Source organism: Pseudomonas sp. PDM21 (assembly GCF_014852505.2).
GTDB lineage: Bacteria > Pseudomonadota > Gammaproteobacteria > Pseudomonadales > Pseudomonadaceae > Pseudomonas.
The window spans coordinates 1,693,317-1,716,213 of the sequence record NZ_CM181223.1; the positions used below are offsets into that span (position 1 = coordinate 1,693,317).

Here is a 22,897-nt window from a genome sequence, read left to right on the forward strand (position 1 = left end):
GGCTGCCCGCTAACGCGCGCGGCCTCTTTGCCAAACTGGGGAAACCAAAAGGGGCGGTTTCCACGGCGCAGGCTCGCAAGGCGGGTTTAAAGGCGCCGTAAGGCTGGCTGGTCCAAGCTTTCCGCCAAGCGCCCACAAGGCGCACAGCATTCAATCGCCGCAGGAGAAAAAGGTCATGGCTCAGCAGCTGAGCGCTCGTCAACCTCGCTATAAACGCATTCTTCTAAAACTGAGCGGCGAAGCCCTGATGGGCTCCGAGGAGTTCGGCATCGATCCCAAGGTGCTGGACCGCATGGCGCTGGAGATCGGCCAGCTCGTCGGTATCGGCGTGCAGGTCGGCCTGGTGATTGGTGGCGGCAACCTGTTCCGTGGCGCGGCGCTGTCCGCGGCCGGCATGGATCGCGTCACCGGCGACCACATGGGCATGCTCGCCACCGTGATGAACGGCCTGGCCATGCGTGATGCCCTGGAGCGCTCCAACATCACCGCCATCGTCATGTCCGCCATCTCCATGGTCGGCGTGACCGATCACTACGACCGCCGCAAGGCCATGCGCCACCTGAAGAGTGGTGAAGTGGTGATCTTCTCCGCTGGTACCGGCAACCCGTTCTTCACTACCGATTCCGCCGCCTGCCTGCGCGCCATCGAAATAGATGCTGACGTAGTACTCAAGGCGACCAAGGTGGACGGCGTGTACACTGCCGACCCGTTCAAGGACCCGAATGCCGAGAAATTCGAACGTCTGACGTACGATGAAGTGCTCGATCGCAAGCTGGGTGTGATGGACCTCACCGCCATCTGCCTGTGCCGGGACCAGAAAATGCCGCTGCGCGTGTTCAACATGAACAAGCCCGGCGCGCTGCTGAATATTGTTGTAGGTGGTGCTGAAGGCACCCTGATCGAGGAGGATTGAGATGATCAACGAGATCAAGAAGGAAGCACAGGATCGTATGGGCAAAACCCTGGAAGCCCTGGGCCATGCCTTCGCCAAGATTCGTACCGGCCGTGCGCACCCGAGCATCCTGGATAGCGTGATGGTGTCCTACTACGGTTCCGACACGCCGCTGCGCCAGGTGGCCAACGTTACCGTGGAAGATTCCCGTACCCTGGCCCTGAGCGTCTTCGACAAGTCCATGATCCAGGCGGTCGAGAAGGCCATCATGACCTCTGACCTGGGCCTGAACCCGGCGACCGCCGGTACCACCATTCGCGTACCGATGCCGGCCCTGACCGAGGAAACCCGCAAGGGCTTCACCAAGCAGGCTCGCGCCGAAGCCGAGCAGGCCCGCGTTTCCGTGCGCAACATCCGTCGTGACGCGCTGGCTCAGCTGAAGGATCTGCAGAAAGAGAAGGAAATCAGCGAAGACGAAGAGCGTCGCGCTGGTGACGATGTGCAGAAGATCACCGACAAGTTCGTTGCCGAGATCGAAAAGGCCCTCGAGGCCAAGGAAGCGGACCTGATGGCCGTTTGACGGCCGGGCTCTCGTCATGGAAAAGACCAAGCAGGTGACGGACGTGCCCCGGCACGTCGCGATCATCATGGACGGCAACAATCGCTGGGCGAAGAAGCGTCTGATGCCCGGGGTAGCCGGGCACAAGGCTGGCGTGGATGCCGTCCGTGCGGTGATCAAGACCTGCGCCGAGGCGGGCGTCGAGGTGCTGACGCTGTTCGCCTTCTCCAGCGAGAACTGGCAGCGCCCGGCCGATGAGGTCGGCGCGCTGATGGAGCTGTTCCTCATGGCCCTGCGTCGTGAAGTGCGCAAGCTCAGTGCCAACGGCATCCGCCTGCGCATCATTGGCGACCGCAGCCGCTTCGCTCCTGAGTTGCAGGCGGCGATGCGCGAAGCCGAGGCGCTGACCGCCAATGGCAGCAGCATGCTGCTGCAGGTGGCGGCGAACTATGGCGGCCAGTGGGACATCACCCAGGCGGCCCAGCGTCTTGCCCGCGAGGTGCAGGCCGGCCATCTGGCGGCGGAGGAGATTACCCCGGAGCTGATCCAGGGTTGCCTCTCCACCGGCGACCAGCCGCTGCCCGACCTGTGCATCCGCACCGGTGGGGAGCACCGCATCAGCAACTTCCTTCTCTGGCAGCTGGCCTATGCCGAGCTGTATTTCTCCGATCTCTACTGGCCCGACTTCAAGCACGAAGCCATGCAGGCTGCGTTGCAGGACTACGCCTCTCGTCAGCGCCGTTTCGGCAAGACCAGCGAGCAGGTCGAGGCCGAGGCACCCCCGTCATGTTGAAACAACGAATCATCACGGCGCTGATCCTGTTGCCGATCGCGCTGGGTGGTTTCTTCCTGCTCGATGGCGCGGCGTTCTCGCTGTTCATCGGTCTGGTCGTCAGCCTTGGTGCCTGGGAATGGGCGCGTCTGGCCGGTTACAACGAACAGCCCGCTCGCGTCGGTTACGCTGCCACCGTCGCCGCGCTGATGCTGGTATTGGCCTGGCTGCCGCAACTGGCAGGAGCGGTGCTGGTGCTGGCCCTGCTCTGGTGGGCGCTTGCGACCGTCATGGTGCTGACTTATCCGGATAGCGCGTCGAGCTGGGGTGGGCGCTGGCGCCGCCTGCTGATCGGCCTGCTGATCCTGCTGCCGGCCTGGCAGGGGCTGGTGCTGCTCAAGCAATGGCCGCTGTCCAATTGGCTGATCGTTGCCGTGATGGTGCTGGTCTGGGCTGCCGACATCGGCGCTTACTTCTCCGGCAAGGCCTTCGGCAAGCGCAAGCTGGCCCCGCGCGTCAGTCCGGGCAAGAGCTGGGAAGGTTTCTTCGGCGGCATGGTGCTGTGCCTGGCGATCACCGTCGCTGTCTCCATCTACCGCGACTGGACTGTCCGCGAGCTGCTGCTGGCGCTACCGTGTGCGGCCCTCGTGGTGGCCCTGTCGGTGATCGGTGATCTGACCGAAAGCATGTTCAAGCGCCAGTCCGGCCTCAAGGACAGCAGTAACCTGCTGCCCGGGCACGGTGGCGTGCTGGACCGCATCGACAGCCTGACCGCCGCCATCCCGGTGTTCACCGCGTTGCTCTGGGCCGTGGGCTGGGGTACGCCGTGAGTCATCCGCAGTGGATCACCGTGCTGGGGGCGACCGGTTCGATCGGCCTCAGTACCCTCGACGTCATCGGGCGTCACTCTGATCGTTACCGCGTCTTTGCGCTCAGCGGCTTTTCCCGGCTGGCTGAACTCGAGTTGCTTTGCCTGCGTCATCGACCGCGGTTTGTCGTGGTGCCGGAGACTGAACAGGCCCGTGCGCTGCAGGATCGCCTGAGTTCCGCAGGGCTTGAAGCCCGGGTGCTGGTCGGCGAGGCTGGTCTTTGCGAGGTTTCCGCCCATCCCGAAGTGGATGCGGTGATGGCGGCCATCGTCGGTGCTGCGGGTCTGAAGCCCACTCTGGCGGCTGTCGAGGCTGGCAAGCGGGTCTTGCTGGCCAATAAAGAGGCGCTGGTGATGTCCGGCGCGCTGTTCATGGATGCCGTGCGAGCCAGTGGCGCTGTGCTGCTGCCGATCGACAGCGAGCACAATGCGATCTTCCAGTGCATGCCGGCGGACTATGCTCGCGGCCTGGGCCAAGTGGGTGTTCGTCGCATCCTGCTGACGGCTTCGGGCGGCCCGTTCCGCGAAACGCCGCTGGAACAGTTGGGCCTGGTTTCGCCAGAGCAGGCCTGCGCACACCCCAACTGGTCGATGGGGCGGAAGATTTCTGTCGATTCGGCGAGCATGATGAACAAGGGCCTGGAGCTGATCGAGGCCTGCTGGCTGTTCGACGCCGCGCCGTCGAAGGTCGAGGTGGTGATCCACCCGCAGAGCGTGATCCACTCCCTGGTGGACTACGTTGACGGCTCGGTGCTGGCCCAACTGGGTAATCCGGACATGCGGACCCCCATTGCTCATGCCCTGGCCTGGCCGCAGCGGATCGATTCCGGCGTTTCGCCGCTGGACCTGTTCTCCATCGCCCGCCTGGACTTCAGTGCGCCCGATGAGCAGCGTTTCCCCTGCCTGCGCCTTGCACGCCAAGCGGCTGAAGCAGGTGGCAGCGTGCCGGCGATGCTCAATGCGGCGAACGAGGTGGCCGTCGCGGCGTTCCTCGAGCGGCGCATCCGCTTCACGGATATCCCGGTTATCATCGACGAAGTGCTGAACCGCGAGGCGCACACACCGGTCGAATCGCTCGATGCGGTGCTGGCGGCCGACCAGCGCGCACGCGGCGCCGCACAGGCGTGGTTGCAGGAGCGCGGGCATTGAGCCCGAGGAGGTAGCGATGAGCGCCCTTTATATGGTGGTGGGATTAATTGTCGCCCTGGGCGTACTGGTCACCTTCCACGAATTCGGACACTTCTGGGTTGCCCGCCGCTGCGGGGTCAAGGTCCTGCGCTTCTCCGTGGGCTTCGGCACGCCGCTGGTGCGCTGGCACGATCGCCACGGCACCGAGTTCGTCGTCGCCGCCATTCCCCTGGGTGGCTACGTGAAGATGCTCGATGAGCGGGAGGGCGATGTCCCTGCCGAGCTGCTCGACCGCGCCTTCAATCGCAAGACCGTGTTCCAGCGCATCGCCATCGTTGCGGCGGGGCCGATCGCCAATTTCCTGCTGGCCATCCTGTTCTTCTGGGTCCTGGCCATGCTGGGCAGCCAGCAGATCAAGCCGATCATCGGCTCCGTGGTGGCGAACAGTCCCGCGGCCATCGCCGGTCTGGCGTCTGGCCAGGAAGTCGTGGCGGTGGATGGCGAGGCCGTCGACGGCTGGAGTGGCGTCAACCTGCAGTTGGTGCGCCGTCTCGGTGAAACCGGCGAGCTGAGCGTTTCGGTGCTGGGGCAGGGATCCAGCGTTCCGGCCGTGCACCAGGTGCGCATCAGCTCCTGGCTGAAGAACGAAGATAATCCCGACCCCATCGGCGGTCTGGGGATCCAGCCCTGGCGACCTGCTGTCGCACCGGTAATTGCTGAGCTGGACGAAAAAGGGCCTGCCAAGGCTGCCGGCCTGCAGATTGGTGACCGTCTCGTCAGTCTGGATGGCCAGTCGGTCACGGATTGGCAAGAAGTGGTCTCCCGTGTCCGCGCTATGCCTGAAGGTAAGGTGACCCTGGGCATCGAGCGCGCCGGTCAGCGCGAGGAGCTCGCCCTGACCCTGGCGGCCAAAGGCGAGGGCAAGGCCCGCACCGGTTACCTGGGCGCGGGTGTCGCCGGTGGTCAGTGGCCGCCGGAAATGCTTCGCGAAGTGAGCTATGGGCCGGTGGCAGCGGTGGGACAGGCGCTCTCCCGAACCTGGTCCATGAGCCTGCTAACTCTGGATTCTCTAAAGAAAATGGTGCTCGGGCAGCTCTCGGTAAAAAACTTGAGCGGGCCGATAACCATTGCTAAAGTGGCGGGCGCTTCAGCCCAGTCCGGCGTAGGGGATTTTCTGCATTTCCTCGCCTATCTGAGCATCAGCTTGGGGGTTCTCAACCTGTTGCCGATTCCTGTCCTCGATGGCGGGCATCTGCTGTTCTACATGGTCGAGTGGGTGCGAGGTCGCCCACTGTCGGAGCGGGTCCAGGCTTGGGGGATGCAGATTGGCATCAGCCTGGTAGTCGGGGTCATGTTGTTGGCCCTGGTCAACGATCTGAGTCGACTGTAGCCGCCCATTGGTTTTCGGATCTGCCGCCCTTTGCGGCAGATTCTCTATTTGTCAGTTGGAATAAAAGGACTCCATGAAACGCTTTCTGCTTCCCGCGGCCCTTTCCGCGCTGATGATCGCCCAGGTTCACGCCGAGTCCTTCACTGTTTCCGATATCCGGGTCAACGGCCTGCAGCGCGTGTCTGCCGGCAGCGTGTTCGCGGCGCTGCCGCTGAACGTCGGCGAGCAGATCGACGATCGCCGCCTGGTCGAAGCGACCCGCTCGCTGTTCAAGACCGGCTTCTTCCAGGACATCCAGCTCAGCCGTGATGGCAATGTGCTGATCGTCAACGTGGTCGAGCGTCCGTCCATCTCCAGCATCGAGATCGAGGGCAACAAGGCCATCACCACCGAAGACCTGATGAAGGGTCTGAAGCAGTCCGGCCTCTCCGAAGGCGAAATCTTCCAGCGTGCGACCCTCGAGGGCGTGCGTAACGAATTGCAGCGCCAGTACGTGGCCCAGGGCCGCTACTCCGCCGAGATCGAGACCGAAGTCGTGCCGCAGCCGCGCAACCGCGTTGCGCTGAAGATCAACATCAACGAAGGCACCGTGGCGGCCATTGCCCATGTCAACGTGGTGGGCAACACCGTCTTCTCCGAGGAAGACCTGACCGACCTGTTCGAGCTGAAGACCACCAACTGGCTGTCCTTCTTCAAGAACGACGACAAGTATTCCCGCGAGAAGCTCTCCGGTGACCTGGAACGTCTGCGTTCGTACTACCTGGACCGTGGCTACATCCACATGGATATCGCCTCCACCCAGGTGTCCATTACCCCGGACAAGAAGCACGTCTACATCACCGTCAACGTCAACGAAGGCGAGAAGTACACCGTCAGCGACGTGAAGCTCTCCGGCGACCTGAAAGTGCCGGAAGACGAAGTGAAGAAGCTCCTGCTGGTGAAGAAGGGCCAGGTGTTCTCCCGCAAGGTGATGACCACCACCTCCGACCTGATCACCCGTCGCCTGGGTAACGAGGGTTATACCTTCGCCAACGTCAACGGCGTTCCCGAGCCGAACGACGAGAACAAGACCGTATCGATCACCTACGTGGTCGATCCGGGCAAGCGCGCCTACGTCAACCGCATCAACTTCCGTGGCAACACCAAGACCGAGGACGAAGTACTCCGTCGCGAAATGCGCCAGATGGAAGGCGGCTGGGCCTCGACCTACCTGATCGACCAGTCCAAGCAGCGTCTCGAGCGCCTGGGCTACTTCAAGGAAGTCAACGTCGAAACCCCGGCTGTTCCGGGCACCGACGACCAGGTCGACGTCAACTACAGCGTGGAAGAGCAACCGTCCGGCTCGATCACCGCGAGCGTGGGCTTCGCCCAGAGCGCCGGTCTGATCCTCGGCGGCTCGATCAGCCAGAACAACTTCCTGGGTACCGGTAACAAGGTCAGCATCGGCCTGACCAAGTCCGACTACCAGACCCGCTACAACTTCGGCTTCGTCGACCCCTACTGGACCGTCGACGGCGTGAGCCTGGGTTACAACGCCTTCTACCGCAAGACCGACTACGACGAGCTCGATGTTGACGTTTCCAGCTACTCGGTGAACAGCCTGGGTGCCGGCGTCAGCATCGGCTACCCGATCAGTGAGACCTCGCGCCTGACCTACGGCCTGACCGTGCAGCGCGACGACATCGACACTGGCGCCTATACCGTCGACGAGATCTTCGACTTCATCGAGAAGGAAGGCGACAGCTTCACCAACTTCAAGGCGTCCATCGGCTGGTCCGAGTCGACCCTGAACAAGGGCGTGCTGGCGAACCGCGGTCACTCGCAGAGCCTGGTGCTGGAAACCACCATTCCGGGTAGCGATCTGTCGTTCTACAAGCTCGATTACCGTGGCCAGATCTTCGCGCCGCTCACCGAAAACTACACCATGCGCTTCCATACCGAACTCGGTTACGGCGGCGCCTACGGCGACACCGATCGCCTGCCGTTCTACGAGAACTACTACGCCGGCGGCTTCAACTCGGTGCGTGGCTTCAAGGACAGCTCCCTGGGCCCACGCAGTACGCCTAGCCGGGTAACCGATCCAAGCACTGGTGCGGTGGTCTCGGGCCCGGATGCCAACGGCCGCTACACCGACCCGGATCAGGATCCGGAAGCCTTCGGTGGTAACATCCTGATCACCGGCGGCGCTGAACTGCTGTTCCCGCTGCCGTTCGTGAAGGACCAGCGCCAACTGCGCACCGTGCTGTTCTATGACATCGGCAACGTGTTCGACACCGACTGCCCGACCTCCACCACCCAAGGTTGCGACGGCGTCAAGTTCCAGGACATGGCCATGTCCGCGGGTGTCGGTTTGACCTGGATCACCGCTCTGGGCCCGCTGAGCTTCAGCCTGGCGACTCCGATCAAGAAACCGGATAACGCCGAAACCCAGATCTTCCAGTTCTCCCTCGGGCAGACCTTCTAATTGGCCGTATCGTTGTAATGACAACCATGCTTTGTGCAGGAGTGCATTGTGCGTAAGTTGACCCAGTTCGTCCTGATCACCGCCGCCCTGGCAGCGAGCCCCGCGTTCGCCGACATGAAGATCGCGGTGCTCAACTATCAGATGGCACTCCTCGAGTCGGATGCGGCCAAGCAATACGCCGTGGATGCCGAGAAGAAGTTCGGCCCCCAGCTGACCAAGCTCAAGGCCCTGGAAACCGATGCCAAGGCCCTGCAGGACAAGCTGGTCAACGGCGGCAGCAAGATGTCCGCTTCCGAGCGCGACAAGGCCGAAGGTGACTTCAAGCAGAAGGCCCGTGACTTCCAGTTCCAGTCCAAGGAGTTGAACGAAGCCAAGGCCGTCGCCGACCGCGACATGCTGAAGAAGCTCAAGCCGAAGCTGGACCAGGCCGTCGAGGAAACCATCAAGAAAGGTGGTTATGACCTCGTGGTCGAGCGTGGTGCCGTGGTCGACGTCAAGCCGCAGTACGACATCACCCGCCAAGTCATCGAGCGCATGAACCAACTGCGCTGATGATGACCGAGCTGTCCTTTACCCTCGCCGAACTGGCTGCGCAACTCGATGCCGAGTTGCGCGGCGATCCCGCTCAGGTGATCAGCGGGCTGGCTACCCTGCAGGACGCAGGCGCCGGTCAGTTGAGCTTCCTGGCCAATCCGCAGTACCGCAAGTTCCTCGAAGGCAGCCAGGCCAGCGCCGTTCTGCTGACTGCCGCTGACGCCGAAGGCTATACCGGCAATGCGCTGATCGTCCCCAATCCCTACCTGGCCTATGCCGGCCTGTCCCACCAGTTCGACCGCAAGCCCAAGGCGCCGGTCGGCATTCATCCCACCGCGGTGGTCGATGAAGGTGCGCAGGTCGACGCGAGTGCCAGCGTCGGACCCTATGCCGTCATTGAGGCCGGTGCGCAGATCGGTGCCAACGTCACCATCGGTGCCCACTGCTTCGTCGGCGCGCGCAGCGTGGTTGGCGAGGGTGGCTGGCTTGCGCCCCGCGTGACGCTCTACCACGACGTGCGCATCGGCAAGCGCGTGGTGATCCAGTCCGGCGCCGTGCTGGGTGGTGAGGGCTTCGGCTTCGCCAACCACAAGGGCATCTGGCAGAAGATCGCCCAGATTGGCGGCGTGACCCTGGGTGACGACGTCGAGATCGGCGCCAACACCACCATCGACCGTGGTGCGTTGTCCGATACCCTGGTGGGCAATGGCGTGAAGCTGGACAACCAGATCATGATCGCCCACAACGTGCAGATCGGTGATCACACTGCCATGGCCGGCTGCTGCGGGATTTCCGGCAGCGCCAAGATCGGCAAGCATTGCATGCTCGCCGGCGGTGTCGGCCTGGTCGGCCACATCGAGATTTGTGACAACGTCTTCGTCACCGGGATGACCATGGTGACCCGTTCGATCACCGAACCGGGCTCCTACTCGTCCGGTACCGCCATGCAGCCTGCGGCTGAATGGAAGAAGAGTGCCGCGCGCATTCGTCAGCTGGATGACATGGCCCGTCGTCTGCAGCAGCTGGAAAAGCGCGTGGCCGCCGTGACCCCAAGCGGAGACGCTCCATCAGATGCGTGATCCACGCATTTTTTGGCGTTTCCCTTTTCTGAACAGGCTCCCCTGAACATGATGGACATCAACGAGATTCGCGAATACCTGCCTCATCGCTACCCCTTCCTGCTGGTGGATCGGGTGGTCGAGCTGGACATCGAAGGCAAGCGCATTCGCGCCTACAAGAATGTCAGCATCAACGAGCCGTTCTTCAATGGCCACTTCCCGCAGCATCCGATCATGCCGGGCGTACTGATCATTGAGGCCATGGCCCAGGCGGCCGGCATCCTCGGTTTCAAGATGCTCGACGTGAAGCCGGCCGATGGCACCCTGTATTACTTCGTCGGCTCCGACAAGCTGCGCTTCCGCCAGCCGGTGCTGCCGGGCGACCAGCTGCAGCTCAATGCCCAGTTCCTGAGCGTCAAGCGTGGCATCTGGAAGTTCGATTGCCATGCCACCGTCGATGACAAGCCGGTATGCTCGGCCGAAATCATCTGTGCGGAACGCAAACTATGAGTTTGATCGATCCTCGCGCCATCATCGACCCGCGCGCAAAGCTGGCTGACGACGTAGAAGTGGGCCCCTGGTCCATGGTCGGGCCGGATGTGGAGATCGGCGAAGGTACGGTGATCGGTCCGCACGTGGTAGTCAAAGGCCCCACGAAGATCGGTAAGAACAATCGGATTTTCCAGTTCTCCAGCGTGGGTGAAGATACCCCCGACCTGAAGTACAAGGGCGAACCGACTCGCCTGGTGATCGGTGACAACAATGTGATCCGCGAGGGTGTGACCATCCATCGCGGCACCATCCAGGATCGCTCGGAGACCACCATCGGCGATCACAACCTGCTCATGGCCTATGTGCACATCGGCCACGACAGTGTGATCGGCAACCATTGCATCCTCGTGAACAACACCGCGCTGGCGGGGCATGTGCATGTGGATGACTGGGCGATCCTCTCCGGCTACACCCTGGTACATCAGTTCTGCCGCATTGGCGCGCACGCCTTCTCCGGCATGGGCACCACCATCGGCAAGGACGTTCCGGCCTATGTCACGGTCTTCGGCAACCCCGCCGAGGCCCGCAGCATGAACTTCGAAGGCCTGCGCCGTCGCGGTTTCAGCGCCGAATCGATCCAGGCGCTGCGCCGTGCCTACAAGGTGGTCTACCGCCAGGGCCTGACGGTGGATGAGGCACTCGGCGAACTGGCCGAAGTCTCCGAGCAGTTCCCGGAAGTCGCGGTGTTCCGCGACTCCATCCAGAGCTCCACCCGCGGCATCACCCGCTGACCATGCAATCGACCGCACGCAAGCTGCGCGTCGCCCTGGTCGCGGGCGAGGCGTCCGGCGATATCCTCGGCTCCGGCCTCATGCAGGCGCTCAAGCAGCGCCACCCCGATATCGAATTCATCGGCGTCGGCGGCCCGCGCATGCAGGCCGAAGGGCTGCGGTCGCATTTCCCGATGGAGCGCCTGGCCGTCATGGGCCTGGTTGAGGTGCTGGGTCGCCTGCGCGAACTGCTGCGCCGGCGCAAGGACCTGCTGAAGATGCTGATCGCGGCCAAACCGGATGTGTTCATCGGCATCGACGCGCCGGACTTCAACCTGACTCTTGAATTGAAGCTGCGCCGCGCGGGCATCCGTACGGTGCACTACGTCAGCCCCTCGGTCTGGGCCTGGCGGCAGAAGCGTGTGCTGAAGATCAAGGAAGCCTGCGACCTGATGCTCGCGCTTTTTCCCTTCGAGGCGCGTTTCTACGAAGAACATGCGGTGCCGGTGCGTTTCGTCGGGCATCCGCTGGCCAATACCATTCCGCTGGAAGCCGACCGCGCCGGTGCGCGCGAGCGTCTCGGTCTGCCGCAGGAAGCCAGCGTCGTCGCGCTCCTGCCCGGTAGCCGGGGAGGAGAGGTCGGGAAGCTCGGCGCGTTGTTCCTCGATACCGCCCAGCGCCTGCTCCAGGATCGCCCTGGCCTGCGCTTCGTGCTGCCTTGCGCGAGCCCCGAACGCCGCGTGCAGATCGAAGAAATGCTTGCGGGTCGCGATCTGCCGGTGCAATTGCTCGACGGAGCTTCCCACGAAGCGTTCGCCGCCTGCGACGCCGTACTGATCGCCTCCGGCACCGCCACGCTGGAAGCCCTGCTGTACAAGCGGCCGATGGTCGTCGCCTACAAGGTGGCGCCGATGACCTACCGCATCCTCAAGCGCCTGGTGAAGAGTCCCTACATCTCGCTGCCGAACCTGATGGCCGGCCGCCTGCTGGTGCCCGAGCTGATCCAGGATGCGGCGACTCCAGAGGCGCTGGCCACGACCTTGTTGCCCCTGCTCGACGACGGCAGTGTGCAGACCGAATCCTTCGACGCCATCCATCGCGCCCTGCGCCAGGATGCGTCCGCGCAGGCCGCCGAAGCGGTGCTCGCCCTGGTGGAGAAACGCTGATGCAGATGGGCCTGGACTTCACCCTGGTGGAAGAACTGGTGGCCGGTGTCGACGAAGTCGGTCGTGGTCCGCTCTGCGGTCCCGTGGTCACCGCGGCGGTGATCCTCGATCCGGCTAGGCCGATCAAGGGCCTCAACGACTCGAAGAAGCTCAGCGAAGCGCGCCGCGAGGCGCTGTTCGACGAGATCCGCGAGAAGGCCCTGGCCTGGTGCATCGCCCGTGCCGATGTGCACGAGATCGACCAGCTGAACATCCTCCACGCCACCATGCTCGCCATGCAGCGCGCGGTGGAAGGCCTCAGCGTCACGCCGAAACTGGCGCTGATCGACGGCAACCGCTGCCCGAAACTGCAGGTGCCGTCGGCACCGGTGGTGCAGGGCGACGCCAAGGTTCCGGCCATCGCCGCTGCCTCGATCCTGGCCAAGGTTAGCCGTGACCGCGAGATGCAGGAAATGGAGGCGCTGTACCCCGGCTACGGCATCGGCGGCCACAAGGGCTACCCGACGCCAGTGCACCTGGAGGCGCTCAAGCGTCTGGGCCCGACGCCCATCCACCGTCGCTCCTTCGGGCCGGTGCGCGCCTTGCTGGAAAACCCTGCCGGCATCCTGTAACACCCTGTTATTACTCTGGAATTCCTCGCGGCCAGCGGCCCGCCGGTGACTTCAAACACCCGGCGCGACGGCTGGCCCATTGATCCCTGTAGCTTTGCGGACAGCCCCGGTACAATCCGGGGCTTGCCGTTTTTCGCGTTTGCCAAGGACCACCATGACCGCCACCTTCGTTCACCTGCGTCTGCACACCGAATTCTCCCTGGTCGACGGCCTGGTACGGGTCAAGCCGCTGATCAAGGCGGTCGGCGGGGCGGGCATGCCGGCGGTGGCGGTGACCGACCTGAGCAACATGTGCTCGCTGGTGAAGTTCTACAAGACGGCCATGGGTGGCGGCATCAAGCCGATCTGCGGCGCCGACATCTGGCTGGCCAACCGCGACGAGGACGGCCCGCTGACCCGCCTGACCTTGCTGGCGATGAACGCCAAGGGCTACCGCAACCTGACCGAGCTGATTTCCCGTGGCTGGCAGGAAGGCCAGCGCAATGGCGAGATCATCATCGAGCGGCAGTGGGTGAAGGACGCCGCCGAAGGCCTGATCGCGCTGTCCGGCTCCAAGGAAGGCGAGATCGGCATGGCGTTGCTGGAGGGTGACGACGCCCTGGCGGACTCGCTGCTGGCCGAGTGGCTGGAGGTCTTCCCGGACCGCTTCTACCTGGATATCCAGCGCACCAGCCGAGTCAACGACGAAGAGCACGTGCACGCCGCCGTGGCCCTGTCGGCGCGCAGCGGCGCGCCGCTGGTGGCGACCAACGACGTGCGCTTCATCAAGGAAGCGGACTTCGAGGCCCACGAGACCCGCGTTTGCATCGGCGAAGGCCGTGCCCTGGATGACCCGCGCCGTTCGCGCAGCTATTCCGACCAGCAGTACCTGAAGAGCCCGGAAGAAATGGCCGAGCTGTTCAGTGACATTCCCGAGGCTCTGGAAAACTCCGTCGAGATCGCCAAGCGCTGCAACATCGACGTGCAGTTGGGCAAGTACTTCCTGCCCAACTTCCCGATCCCCTTTGATGACATGGATATCAACGACTACCTGCGCCATGTCTCCTACGAGGGCCTGGAGGAGCGCCTGGCGGTGCTCTGGCCGAAGGACACCACGCCGAACTACGAAGAGAAACGGCAGCTCTATGTCGATCGCCTGGAGTTCGAGCTGGGTACCATCATCCAGATGGGCTTCCCCGGCTACTTCCTGATCGTGATGGACTTCATCAAGTGGGCCAAGAACAACGGCGTGCCGGTGGGCCCCGGCCGGGGCTCGGGTGCCGGTTCGCTGGTCGCCTATGTGCTGAAGATCACCGACCTCGACCCGCTGGCCTATGACCTGCTGTTCGAACGCTTCCTGAACCCCGAACGTATTTCCATGCCCGACTTCGACGTCGACTTCTGCATGGAGGGCCGCGACCGGGTGATCGACTACGTGGCCGGCGCCTACGGTCGCAACGCAGTGAGCCAGATCATCACCTTCGGCTCCATGGCCGCGAAGGCGGTGGTGCGCGACGTGGCGCGGGTGCAGGGCAAGTCCTACGGCCTGGCCGACAAGCTGTCGAAGATGATTCCCTTCGAAGTGGGCATGACCCTGGAGAAGGCCTTCGAGCAGGAGGAAATGCTCCGCGACTTCCTCAAGACCGACGAGGAAGCCCAGGAAATCTGGGACATGGCGCTCAAGCTGGAAGGTGTGACCCGTGGTACCGGCAAACACGCCGGTGGCGTTGTGATCGCGCCGACCAAGCTGACCGATTTCGCTCCCATCGCCTGTGACGAAGAGGGCGCCGGTCTGGTGACCCAGTTCGACAAGGACGATGTGGAGGCCGCCGGCCTGGTGAAGTTTGACTTCCTCGGCCTGCGTACCCTGACCATCATCAAATGGGCGATGGAAATCATCCATCGCATCCAGCAGAAGGCTGGCGAGACCGATCTGGTCGACATCGATCGCATTCCGCTGGACGACAAGAAGACCTACGACCTGCTGCAGAAGGCGGAGACCACTGCGGTTTTCCAGCTTGAATCGCGCGGTATGAAGGAGCTGATCAAGAAGCTCAAGCCGGACTGCCTGGAAGACCTCATCGCACTGGTGGCGCTGTTCCGTCCCGGTCCGCTGCAGTCGGGCATGGTGGACGACTTCATCAACCGTAAGCACGGTCGTGAGGAAATCTCCTACCCGCACCCGGATTACCAGTACGCCGGCCTCGAACCCGTGCTCAAGCCGACCTACGGCATCATCCTGTACCAGGAACAGGTGATGCAGATCGCCCAGGTGATGGCGGGATACAGCCTCGGCGGCGCGGACATGCTGCGCCGCGCCATGGGCAAGAAGAAGCCCGAGGAAATGGCCAAGCAGCGCGGCGGCTTCATCGAAGGCTGCTCCAGCAATGGCATCGACGAAAACCTCTCGGGCAACATCTTCGACCTGGTGGAAAAGTTCGCCGGCTACGGCTTCAACAAGTCGCACTCGGCCGCCTATGGCCTGGTGTCGTACCAGACCGCCTGGCTGAAGACCCACTGGAAAGCCCCGTTCATGGCCGCAGTACTCACTGCGGATATGCAGAACACCGACAAGGTGGTGACGCTCATCGAAGAGTGCCGCCACATGAAGCTGCGCATCCTGGCGCCGGACGTGAACAACTCCGAGTTTCGCTTCACCGTCGACGAGGACAACCAGATCGTCTACGGCCTGGGCGCGATCAAGGGCGTCGGCGAAGGTCCGGTGGAAGCCATCACCGAGTGCCGCAACGAGGGCGGGCCCTTCAAGACCCTGTTCGACTTCTGCGACCGCATTGACCTCAAGCGCGTCAACAAGCGCACCCTGGAGGCGCTGATCCGCGCCGGTGCGCTGGATCGCCTCGGCCCGCACTTCCATGAAGAGCAGAAGGCCTACCACGCCCACGTCGACATCAACCGCGCCGTGCTGCTGGCGTCCATGGAAGAAGCCGTCAAGGCTGCCGAGCAGACCACGCGCAGCCATGACAGTGGCCACATGGATCTGTTCGGTGGCGTGTTCGCCGAGCCCGAGGCGGATGTCTACGCCAACCACCGCAAGGTCAAGGAGCTCAACCTCAAGGAGCGCCTGAAGGGCGAGAAAGACACCCTCGGCCTGTACCTGACCGGTCACCCGATCGACGAGTACGAAGGTGAGGTGCGACGTTTTGCCCGCCAGCGCATCGTCGAGCTGAAACCCGCGCGTGATACCCAGACCGTCGCCGGCCTGATCGTCAACTTGCGGGTGATGAAGAACAAGCGCGGCGACAAGATGGGCTTCGTGACCCTCGATGACCGCTCCGGCCGTATCGAAGCCTCGTTGTTCGCCGAAGCCTTCGCCGCCAACCAGGCGCTGCTGCAGACCGACGCGCTGGTAGTGATCGAGGGCGAGGTCAGTCAGGACGATTTCTCCGGCGGCCTGCGCCTGCGCGCCAAGCGCGTGATGGGCCTGGAAGAGGCGCGCACCTCGCTGGCGGAAAGCCTGCGCGTGCGCGTCCATGCCGATGCGCTCAAGGGCGACCGTCTGCGCTGGCTGGCCGACCTGTGCACCCGTCACCGCGGCAGCTGCCCGGTCACCGTCGACTACAGTGGCGAGCAGGCGCGCGCCCTGTTGCAGTTCGGCGAGCAATGGCGGATCGATCCCGCAGACAACCTGATTCAAGCGTTGCGTGACCAGTTCGGCCGCGACAACGTCTTCCTCAACTACCGCTAGTGAAGCCGGTGGCCAAAGGCCGCCCGCCCGCCAGTCTCGACCCTTGGCGCCCGATACCGTAAGGTAGGGCGCCTACGGACCAGGCCCAGCCGCCAACAGAACGACGGATAGCCCATGAACCCGAATTTTCTCGATTTCGAACAGCCCATTGCCGACCTGCACGCCAAGATCGAAGAGCTGCGGTTGGTCGGTAACGACAACGCCCTGAACATCACCGACGAGATCTCCCGTCTGCAGGAGAAGAGCAAGGCGCTGACCGAGAACATCTTCGGCAACCTGTCCAGCTGGCAGATCGCCCAGCTCGCGCGCCATCCGCGTCGCCCCTACACCCTGGACTACATCGAGCACATCTTCACCGAGTTCGAAGAGCTGCACGGTGACCGCCACTTCTCCGACGACGCCGCGATTGTCGGTGGCGTTGCCCGCCTGGAAGACCAGCCGGTGATGATCATCGGCCACCAGAAGGGCCGCGAAGTGCGCGAGAAGGTGCGCCGCAACTTCGGCATGCCGCGTCCGGAAGGCTACCGCAAGGCCTGCCGCCTGATGGAAATGGCCGAACGCTTCAAGATGCCGATCCTGACCTTCATCGACACTCCCGGCGCCTACCCGGGCATCGACGCCGAAGAACGTGGCCAGAGCGAGGCGATCGCCTGGAATCTGCGCGTCATGGCGCGTCTGAAGACTCCGATCATCGCCACCGTGATCGGCGAAGGCGGCTCCGGCGGCGCACTGGCCATCGGCGTGTGCGACCAGTTGAACATGCTGCAGTACTCCACCTACGCGGTGATCTCGCCCGAAGGTTGCGCCTCGATCCTCTGGCGTACCGCCGAAAAGGCGCCGGAAGCGGCTGAAGCCATGGGCATTACCGCCAACCGCCTGAAGGACTTGGGTATCGTCGACAGCGTCATCCCCGAGCCGCTGGGCAGTGCCCACCGCGACCCGGCCGCGATGGCCGAGACCATCCGCAAGTCCCTGCTCGGCCAGCTCGACACGCTGAACCAGCTGAGCAGCGAAGAGCTCCTGGCGCGCCGTTACGAGCGCCTGATGAGCTACGGCGTCGCCTGATCGACGCCTTCGGCGCAGCGCGGGTGACGAGGTATCCTTGCCTCGTCCCCGACCCTGCCGATCTGCGCCATGTCTGCTGATTTCCAATCCCGACTGCTGACTTTTCTCGCGCCCTGGCGCACCGCGCCGGCGTGGCGTGTCGCCTTGTCCGGCGGGCTGGATTCCACCGTTCTCCTGCATCTCCTGGCGCAACTCGCTGCCCGCGAGGCCTTGCCGCCGATTTCCGCTATTCACGTGCACCACGGCCTGCAGGCTGTCGCTAATGCCTGGCCGGAGCATTGCCAGCGTTTCTGCGACTCCCTTGGCGTGCCAATGCAGGTGGCGCGCGTGCAAGTCGATGACGGCGCCAGCCAGGAGCGCGCGGCGCGCGAGGCGCGGTATGCGGCTTTCGCCGCAGCGCTAGGGGAGGGCGAATGCCTGCTGACCGGCCAGCACCGTGACGATCAGGCGGAAACCGTTCTGTTCCGGCTGCTCCGCGGCGCCGGGGTGCGGGGCCTGTCCGCCATGGCGGCCAGTCGTCCGTTTGGCGTTGGAATGCTGCTGCGTCCGTTGCTGGGTTTCAGTCGCGCGGAACTGGAGCGGTACGCCCACTGCCATGGGCTGATCTGGGTGGAGGACCCGTCCAACGCCAGCGACGATTACGACCGCAACTACCTGCGCAACCGGGTGTTGCCGGGCATCGTCCAGCGCTGGCCGTCGGCCGTTGAGACCATCGCTCGCAGCGCCGAGCACCTGGCGGAAGCCGACGGGCTGCTGGGCGAGCTGGCACAAAGCGACCTGATTTCCGCCGGGGCGCGCAACGAATACATCGGCATGCGCTTGCCCTCGCTGGCCATCGCTGCGCTGGTGGAGCTGAGCGAGCCTCGCCAGCGCAATGCGTTGCGCCACTGGCTTGCTCCTCTGGCGCGATTGCCTGACAGCGCGCACTGGGCCGGCTGGCGAGACCTGCGCGATGCCCGGGAGGACGCCGAACCGATCTGGCGCCTCGCCGACGGTGAGCTGCGCCGTGCCCATGGCCGGCTCTGGTGGCTGGCCAACCCCTGGCTCGGCTTCGTACCGGTGAATCAGGCCTGGCATGATCCATCGCAGCCGCTTTCGCTGCCGGACAACGGCTCGCTGCATTTCGAGGGCGAACCGCCGGACGGGCCGCTGGAGGTTCGCTACCGGCAGGGTGGGGAGGTCATGCTGCTGGCCGGTCGAGGCTCCCGCGACCTCAAGCGCCTGCTCAATGAAGCAGCCGTGCCGGCCTTCCTGCGTGGCCGTCTGCCGCTGCTCTGGCGAGCCGACGAACTGCTCGGCGTGGCCCTGCTGCCGGACTTGCGGGTGGAGGCGGGGCAGGGCTGGACTCTGCGCTGGACACCTCCGACGAATGACTCGGGTTTGAGCTGATAGCGGCTTTCCGGTAGACTACGCTCCCGTCTTGTACCGCTCCTGTTGATTCGCCTTCGAATCAGTGGGAGTTCGCTATTTTCACGACGAAGTCGTGAGCCGGGTCTTGTGCCCGACACCTTCGCTTCCCCGGCGGCCGAGCCGCCTAAACGCTGACATTCAGGGCTTTTCATGACGCGCTACATCTTCGTCACGGGTGGTGTTGTTTCTTCATTGGGGAAAGGCATCGCCTCGGCTTCCTTGGCTGCCATTCTGGAAGCGCGTGGCCTGAAGATCACGATGCTCAAGCTGGACCCCTACATCAACGTCGATCCGGGCACCATGAGCCCGTTCCAGCACGGTGAGGTGTTCGTCACCCACGACGGCGCTGAGACCGACCTCGATCTGGGCCACTACGAGCGTTTCGTTCGTACCACGATGACCCAGAACAACAACTTCACCACCGGCCGCGTCTACATGGACGTGTTGCGCAAGGAGCGCCGTGGTGACTATCTGGGCGCCACTGTGCAGGTCATCCCGCACATCACCGACGAGATCAAGCGTCGCATCATCAAGGGCGCCGGCGATGCCGACGTGGCCCTGGTTGAAGTCGGCGGCACCGTCGGTGACATCGAGTCGCAACCCTTCCTCGAGGCTATCCGCCAGCTGCGCGTGGAGATCGGTTCGCGCCGCGCCATGCTGATGCACCTGACGTTGGTCCCGTACATCGCCACCGCTGGCGAGACCAAGACCAAGCCGACCCAGCACTCGGTCAAGGAACTGCGCTCCATCGGCCTGCAGCCGGACATCCTGATCTGCCGTTCCGACCATCCGGTGGACGTGTCCTCCCGCCGCAAGATCGCCCTCTTCACCAACGTGGAAGAGCGCGCGGTCATTTCGCTGGAAGACGTCGACACCATCTACCGCATTCCGTCCGTACTGCACGCCCAGGGCGTCGACGACCTGGTCGTCGAGCGCTTCGGCCTGGAGTGCGGCCCGGCTGACCTGTCCGAATGGGACCGCGTGGTCGACGCCAAGCTCAACCCTGAGCGTGAAGTCACCATCGCCATGGTCGGCAAGTACATGGAACTGCTCGACGCCTACAAGTCGCTGATCGAAGCCATGACCCATGCCGGCATCCAGAGCCGCACCAAGGTCAACCTGCGCTACATCGACTCCGAGGACATCGAGCAGCAGGGCACCAGCCTGCTCGAAGGCGCTGACGCCATCCTGGTTCCGGGCGGCTTCGGCCTGCGCGGCGTGGAAGGCAAGATCACCGCCGTGCAGTACGCTCGCGAGAACAAGGTTCCGTACCTGGGTATCTGCCTGGGCATGCAGGTGGCTGTCATCGAATACGCCCGCAACGTGCTGGGCTGGACCGATGCCAACTCCACCGAGTTCGACAAGTCCAGCGGCCACCCGGTCGTCGGCCTGATCACCGAATGGCAGGACGCTACCGGCGCGACCGAAGTGCGCACCGAAGCCTCCGACCTGGGCGGCACCATGCGCCTGGGCGCCCAGGAATGCCTGCTCTCCGCCGGCACCCTGGTGCACGACTGCTACGGCAAGGAAGTGATCGTCGAGCGTCACCGTCACCGCTACGAAGTGAACAACAACCTGCGTCCGCAACTGGAAGCCGCTGGCCTGAAGATTTCCGGCCGCTCTGGCGACGGTGCGCTGGTGGAAGTCGTGGAAGCGCCGGACCACCCGTGGTTCGTGGCCTGCCAGTTCCACCCGGAATTCACTTCCACCCCGCGTGATGGTCACCCGCTGTTCAGCGGCTTCGTCAACGCCGCCCTGAAGCAAGCCGGGAAAGCCTGAACATGACCCAGAAGATCATCCGCGTCGGTGATATCCAGATCGGCAACGACCTGCCGTTCGTGCTGTTTGGCGGCATGAACGTGCTGGAATCGCGCGACCTGGCGATGCAGGTCTGCGAAGAGTACGTCAAGGTCACTGAGAAGCTCGGTATCCCTTACGTGTTCAAGGCCAGCTTCGACAAGGCCAACCGTTCCTCGATCACGTCCTACCGTGGTCCGGGCATGGAAGAAGGGCTGAAGATCTTCGAAGAGATCAAGAAGACCTTCAACGTGCCGGTCATCACCGATGTGCACGAGCCTTACCAGGCTGCTCCGGTGGCCGAGGTCTGCGACATCATCCAGCTGCCGGCCTTCCTGTCCCGGCAGACCGACCTGGTCGTGGCCATGGCCCGGACCAAAGCGGTGATCAACATCAAGAAGGCCCAGTTCCTCGCGCCGCAGGAGATGAAACACATCCTGCGCAAGTGCGAGGAGGCGGGTAACGACCAGCTGATCCTCTGCGAGCGTGGCTCCTCCTTCGGGTACAACAACCTGGTGGTGGACATGCTCGGCTTCGGCATCATGAAGCAGTTCGAGTACCCGGTGTTCTTCGACGTGACCCACGCCCTGCAGATGCCGGGCGGTCGCGCCGATTCCGCCGGCGGCCGCCGCGCCCAGGTCACCGACCTGGCCAAGGCCGGCATGAGCCAGGGCCTCGCCGGCCTGTTCCTGGAGGCCCATCCGGACCCCGAGAACGCCAAATGCGACGGTCCGTGCGCCCTGCGCCTGAACAAGCTCGAGCCTTTCCTGTCCCAGCTCAAGCAGCTGGACGACCTGGTCAAGAGTTTCCCCACTATCGAGACTGCCTGAGAATCCGCCCGATGTCCCCCGTAGCGTCAAGCTCGGCGGGGCATCGGGCAGGTTCTGATGTCTCACCAGCCGCCCCGTTTATCTCTATCTTCGGAGTGTTATCAAGAATGGCAAAGATCGTCGACATCAAGGGCCGTGAGGTCCTGGACTCCCGCGGCAACCCGACCGTTGAAGCGGACGTGATCCTGGACAACGGCATCGTCGGCAGCGCTTGCGCCCCGTCCGGTGCATCCACCGGTTCCCGCGAGGCTCTCGAACTGCGCGATGGCGACAAGAGCCGTTACCTGGGCAAGGGCGTGCTGAAAGCCGTGGCCAACATCAATGGCCCGATCCGCGACCTGCTGCTGGGCAAGGACGCGGCTGACCAGAAAGGTCTGGATCACGCGATGATCGACCTCGACGGCACCGAGAACAAAGGCAAGCTGGGCGCCAACGCCATCCTGGCCGTCTCCCTGGCTGCCGCCAAGGCCGCCGCTCAGGCCAAGGGCGTGCCGCTGTACGCGCACATCGCCGACCTGAACGGTACTCCGGGCCAGTACTCCATGCCGGTTCCGATGATGAACATCATCAACGGCGGCGAGCACGCTGATAACAACGTCGACATCCAGGAATTCATGGTTCAGCCGGTTGGCGCCAAGAACTTCGCCGACGCACTGCGCATGGGCGCCGAGATCTTCCACCACCTCAAAGCCGTGCTGAAGGCCCGTGGCCTGAACACTGCCGTAGGTGACGAAGGTGGCTTCGCGCCGAACCTGGCTTCCAACGAAGACGCCCTGGCCGCCATCGCCGAAGCTGTCGCCAACGCCGGCTACAAGCTGGGCGACGACGTCACCCTGGCCCTGGACTGCGCCTCCTCCGAGTTCTTCAAGGACGGCCAGTACGACCTGGAAGGCGAAGGCAAGGTGTTCAGCGCCGAAGGTTTCGCCGACTACCTGGCCGGCCTGACCCAGCGCTACCCGATCATCTCCATTGAAGACGGCATGGACGAGTCCGACTGGGCTGGCTGGAAAGTCCTGACCGACAAGATCGGCGAGAAGGTACAGCTGGTCGGTGACGACCTGTTCGTGACTAACACCAAGATCCTCAAGCGCGGCATCGACGAGCAGATTGGCAACTCGATCCTGATCAAGTTCAACCAGATCGGCTCGCTGACCGAGACCTTGGAAGCCATTCAGATGGCCAAGGCCGCTGGCTTCACCGCGGTGATCTCGCACCGTTCGGGCGAAACCGAGGACAGCACCATCGCTGACCTGGCTGTTGGCACTGCCGCTGGTCAGATCAAGACCGGTTCCCTCTGCCGCTCCGACCGTGTTTCCAAGTACAACCAGCTGCTGCGCATCGAAGAGCAGTTGGGCGCCAAGGCGCCGTACCGTGGTCGCGCGGAATTCCGCGGCTGATCCTGATCC

General features: G+C 63.7%; 19 protein-coding genes. All 19 read left to right on the plus strand.

The features are described from left to right. Positions 1–175 precede the first annotated feature (175 nt). The 19 genes from pyrH to eno all read left to right on the plus strand — a co-directional run bounded on the left by pyrH (position 176) and on the right by eno (position 22,888). Positions 176–913: a UMP kinase gene (pyrH, locus tag IB275_RS08040; protein ID WP_017521181.1), complete on the plus strand. Its 738-nt coding sequence runs from the start codon at positions 176–178 to the stop codon at positions 911–913. A gap of 1 nt (position 914) precedes the next feature. Further along, a complete protein-coding gene (gene frr / locus IB275_RS08045) occupies positions 915–1,472 on the plus strand; it encodes a ribosome recycling factor (protein WP_045210004.1) in 558 nt (185 codons plus the stop codon). A 16-nt stretch (positions 1,473–1,488) separates the two neighbouring features. Continuing rightward, the gene (uppS, locus tag IB275_RS08050; RefSeq protein ID WP_192289353.1) at positions 1,489–2,244 is read left to right on the plus strand and encodes a polyprenyl diphosphate synthase; all 756 of its coding nucleotides are present in this window, start codon (positions 1,489–1,491) and stop codon (positions 2,242–2,244) included. Next, the gene (locus IB275_RS08055; RefSeq protein ID WP_192289351.1) at positions 2,238–3,053 is read left to right on the plus strand and encodes a phosphatidate cytidylyltransferase; all 816 of its coding nucleotides are present in this window, start codon (positions 2,238–2,240) and stop codon (positions 3,051–3,053) included. The genes uppS and IB275_RS08055 overlap by 7 nt, the downstream gene beginning before the upstream one ends. Further along, positions 3,050–4,240, plus strand: a complete 1,191-nt coding sequence (ispC, locus tag IB275_RS08060; protein ID WP_192289349.1) for a 1-deoxy-D-xylulose-5-phosphate reductoisomerase — start codon at positions 3,050–3,052, stop codon at positions 4,238–4,240. The genes IB275_RS08055 and ispC overlap by 4 nt, the downstream gene beginning before the upstream one ends. A gap of 16 nt (positions 4,241–4,256) precedes the next feature. Then, a complete protein-coding gene (gene rseP / locus IB275_RS08065) occupies positions 4,257–5,609 on the plus strand; it encodes a sigma E protease regulator RseP (protein WP_192289347.1) in 1,353 nt (450 codons plus the stop codon). A gap of 73 nt (positions 5,610–5,682) precedes the next feature. After that, on the plus strand, positions 5,683–8,073 hold the full coding sequence (bamA, locus tag IB275_RS08070; RefSeq protein ID WP_192289345.1) for an outer membrane protein assembly factor BamA: 2,391 nt from the start codon (positions 5,683–5,685) through the stop codon (positions 8,071–8,073). A gap of 48 nt (positions 8,074–8,121) precedes the next feature. Beyond that, positions 8,122–8,625: an OmpH family outer membrane protein gene (locus IB275_RS08075; protein WP_081517893.1), complete on the plus strand. Its 504-nt coding sequence runs from the start codon at positions 8,122–8,124 to the stop codon at positions 8,623–8,625. Beyond that, complete coding sequence (gene lpxD, locus IB275_RS08080; protein ID WP_192289343.1) at positions 8,625–9,686, plus strand: UDP-3-O-(3-hydroxymyristoyl)glucosamine N-acyltransferase; 1,062 nt, start codon at positions 8,625–8,627, stop codon at positions 9,684–9,686. Before IB275_RS08075 ends, lpxD begins: the two co-directional genes overlap by 1 nt. A 48-nt stretch (positions 9,687–9,734) precedes the next feature. Continuing rightward, positions 9,735–10,175, plus strand: a complete 441-nt coding sequence (gene fabZ, locus IB275_RS08085) for a 3-hydroxyacyl-ACP dehydratase FabZ (protein WP_081517895.1) — start codon at positions 9,735–9,737, stop codon at positions 10,173–10,175. Next, complete coding sequence (gene lpxA, locus IB275_RS08090; protein ID WP_192289341.1) at positions 10,172–10,948, plus strand: acyl-ACP--UDP-N-acetylglucosamine O-acyltransferase; 777 nt, start codon at positions 10,172–10,174, stop codon at positions 10,946–10,948. Before fabZ ends, lpxA begins: the two co-directional genes overlap by 4 nt. Positions 10,949–10,950: 2 nt before the next feature. After that, on the plus strand, positions 10,951–12,093 hold the full coding sequence (lpxB, locus tag IB275_RS08095; protein ID WP_192289339.1) for a lipid-A-disaccharide synthase: 1,143 nt from the start codon (positions 10,951–10,953) through the stop codon (positions 12,091–12,093). Then, positions 12,093–12,704 (plus strand): ribonuclease HII, encoded by a 612-nt coding sequence (gene rnhB, locus IB275_RS08100; RefSeq protein ID WP_192289337.1) that lies wholly within the window; start codon positions 12,093–12,095, stop codon positions 12,702–12,704. The genes lpxB and rnhB overlap by 1 nt, the downstream gene beginning before the upstream one ends. A 154-nt stretch (positions 12,705–12,858) precedes the next feature. Next, a complete protein-coding gene (dnaE, locus tag IB275_RS08105) occupies positions 12,859–16,389 on the plus strand; it encodes a DNA polymerase III subunit alpha (RefSeq protein WP_192289335.1) in 3,531 nt (1,176 codons plus the stop codon). Between the two features lie 114 nt (positions 16,390–16,503). Then, positions 16,504–17,454 carry an acetyl-CoA carboxylase carboxyl transferase subunit alpha gene (gene accA, locus IB275_RS08110; RefSeq protein WP_081517900.1) on the plus strand — a complete coding sequence of 317 codons (951 nt, stop codon included), beginning with the start codon at positions 16,504–16,506 and terminating at the stop codon, positions 17,452–17,454. Between the two features lie 69 nt (positions 17,455–17,523). Beyond that, entirely contained in the window at positions 17,524–18,843 is a 1,320-nt protein-coding gene (gene tilS / locus IB275_RS08115) for a tRNA lysidine(34) synthetase TilS (RefSeq protein ID WP_192289333.1), read from the plus strand. Positions 18,844–19,014: 171 nt separating this feature from the next. Continuing rightward, complete coding sequence (gene pyrG / locus IB275_RS08120; protein WP_024766069.1) at positions 19,015–20,643, plus strand: CTP synthase; 1,629 nt, start codon at positions 19,015–19,017, stop codon at positions 20,641–20,643. Between the two features lie 2 nt (positions 20,644–20,645). Next, a complete protein-coding gene (kdsA, locus tag IB275_RS08125; protein ID WP_192289331.1) occupies positions 20,646–21,491 on the plus strand; it encodes a 3-deoxy-8-phosphooctulonate synthase in 846 nt (281 codons plus the stop codon). A gap of 107 nt (positions 21,492–21,598) precedes the next feature. Further along, the gene (gene eno, locus IB275_RS08130; protein ID WP_081517903.1) at positions 21,599–22,888 is read left to right on the plus strand and encodes a phosphopyruvate hydratase; all 1,290 of its coding nucleotides are present in this window, start codon (positions 21,599–21,601) and stop codon (positions 22,886–22,888) included. Positions 22,889–22,897 lie beyond the last annotated feature (9 nt).

Coding starts and splice junctions, on each gene's coding strand:
- accA (WP_081517900.1), top strand. CDS start 16,504: ATGAACCCGAATTTTCTCGATTTCGAACAGCCCATTGCCGACCTGCAC.
- kdsA (WP_192289331.1), top strand. CDS start 20,646: ATGACCCAGAAGATCATCCGCGTCGGTGATATCCAGATCGGCAACGAC.
- uppS (WP_192289353.1), top strand. CDS start 1,489: ATGGAAAAGACCAAGCAGGTGACGGACGTGCCCCGGCACGTCGCGATC.
- tilS (WP_192289333.1), top strand. CDS start 17,524: ATGTCTGCTGATTTCCAATCCCGACTGCTGACTTTTCTCGCGCCCTGG.
- IB275_RS08055 (WP_192289351.1), top strand. CDS start 2,238: ATGTTGAAACAACGAATCATCACGGCGCTGATCCTGTTGCCGATCGCG.
- pyrH (WP_017521181.1), top strand. CDS start 176: ATGGCTCAGCAGCTGAGCGCTCGTCAACCTCGCTATAAACGCATTCTT.
- fabZ (WP_081517895.1), top strand. CDS start 9,735: ATGATGGACATCAACGAGATTCGCGAATACCTGCCTCATCGCTACCCC.
- eno (WP_081517903.1), top strand. CDS start 21,599: ATGGCAAAGATCGTCGACATCAAGGGCCGTGAGGTCCTGGACTCCCGC.
- rseP (WP_192289347.1), top strand. CDS start 4,257: ATGAGCGCCCTTTATATGGTGGTGGGATTAATTGTCGCCCTGGGCGTA.
- lpxA (WP_192289341.1), top strand. CDS start 10,172: ATGAGTTTGATCGATCCTCGCGCCATCATCGACCCGCGCGCAAAGCTG.
- frr (WP_045210004.1), top strand. CDS start 915: ATGATCAACGAGATCAAGAAGGAAGCACAGGATCGTATGGGCAAAACC.
- bamA (WP_192289345.1), top strand. CDS start 5,683: ATGAAACGCTTTCTGCTTCCCGCGGCCCTTTCCGCGCTGATGATCGCC.
- rnhB (WP_192289337.1), top strand. CDS start 12,093: ATGCAGATGGGCCTGGACTTCACCCTGGTGGAAGAACTGGTGGCCGGT.
- dnaE (WP_192289335.1), top strand. CDS start 12,859: ATGACCGCCACCTTCGTTCACCTGCGTCTGCACACCGAATTCTCCCTG.
- lpxB (WP_192289339.1), top strand. CDS start 10,951: ATGCAATCGACCGCACGCAAGCTGCGCGTCGCCCTGGTCGCGGGCGAG.
- lpxD (WP_192289343.1), top strand. CDS start 8,625: ATGATGACCGAGCTGTCCTTTACCCTCGCCGAACTGGCTGCGCAACTC.
- pyrG (WP_024766069.1), top strand. CDS start 19,015: ATGACGCGCTACATCTTCGTCACGGGTGGTGTTGTTTCTTCATTGGGG.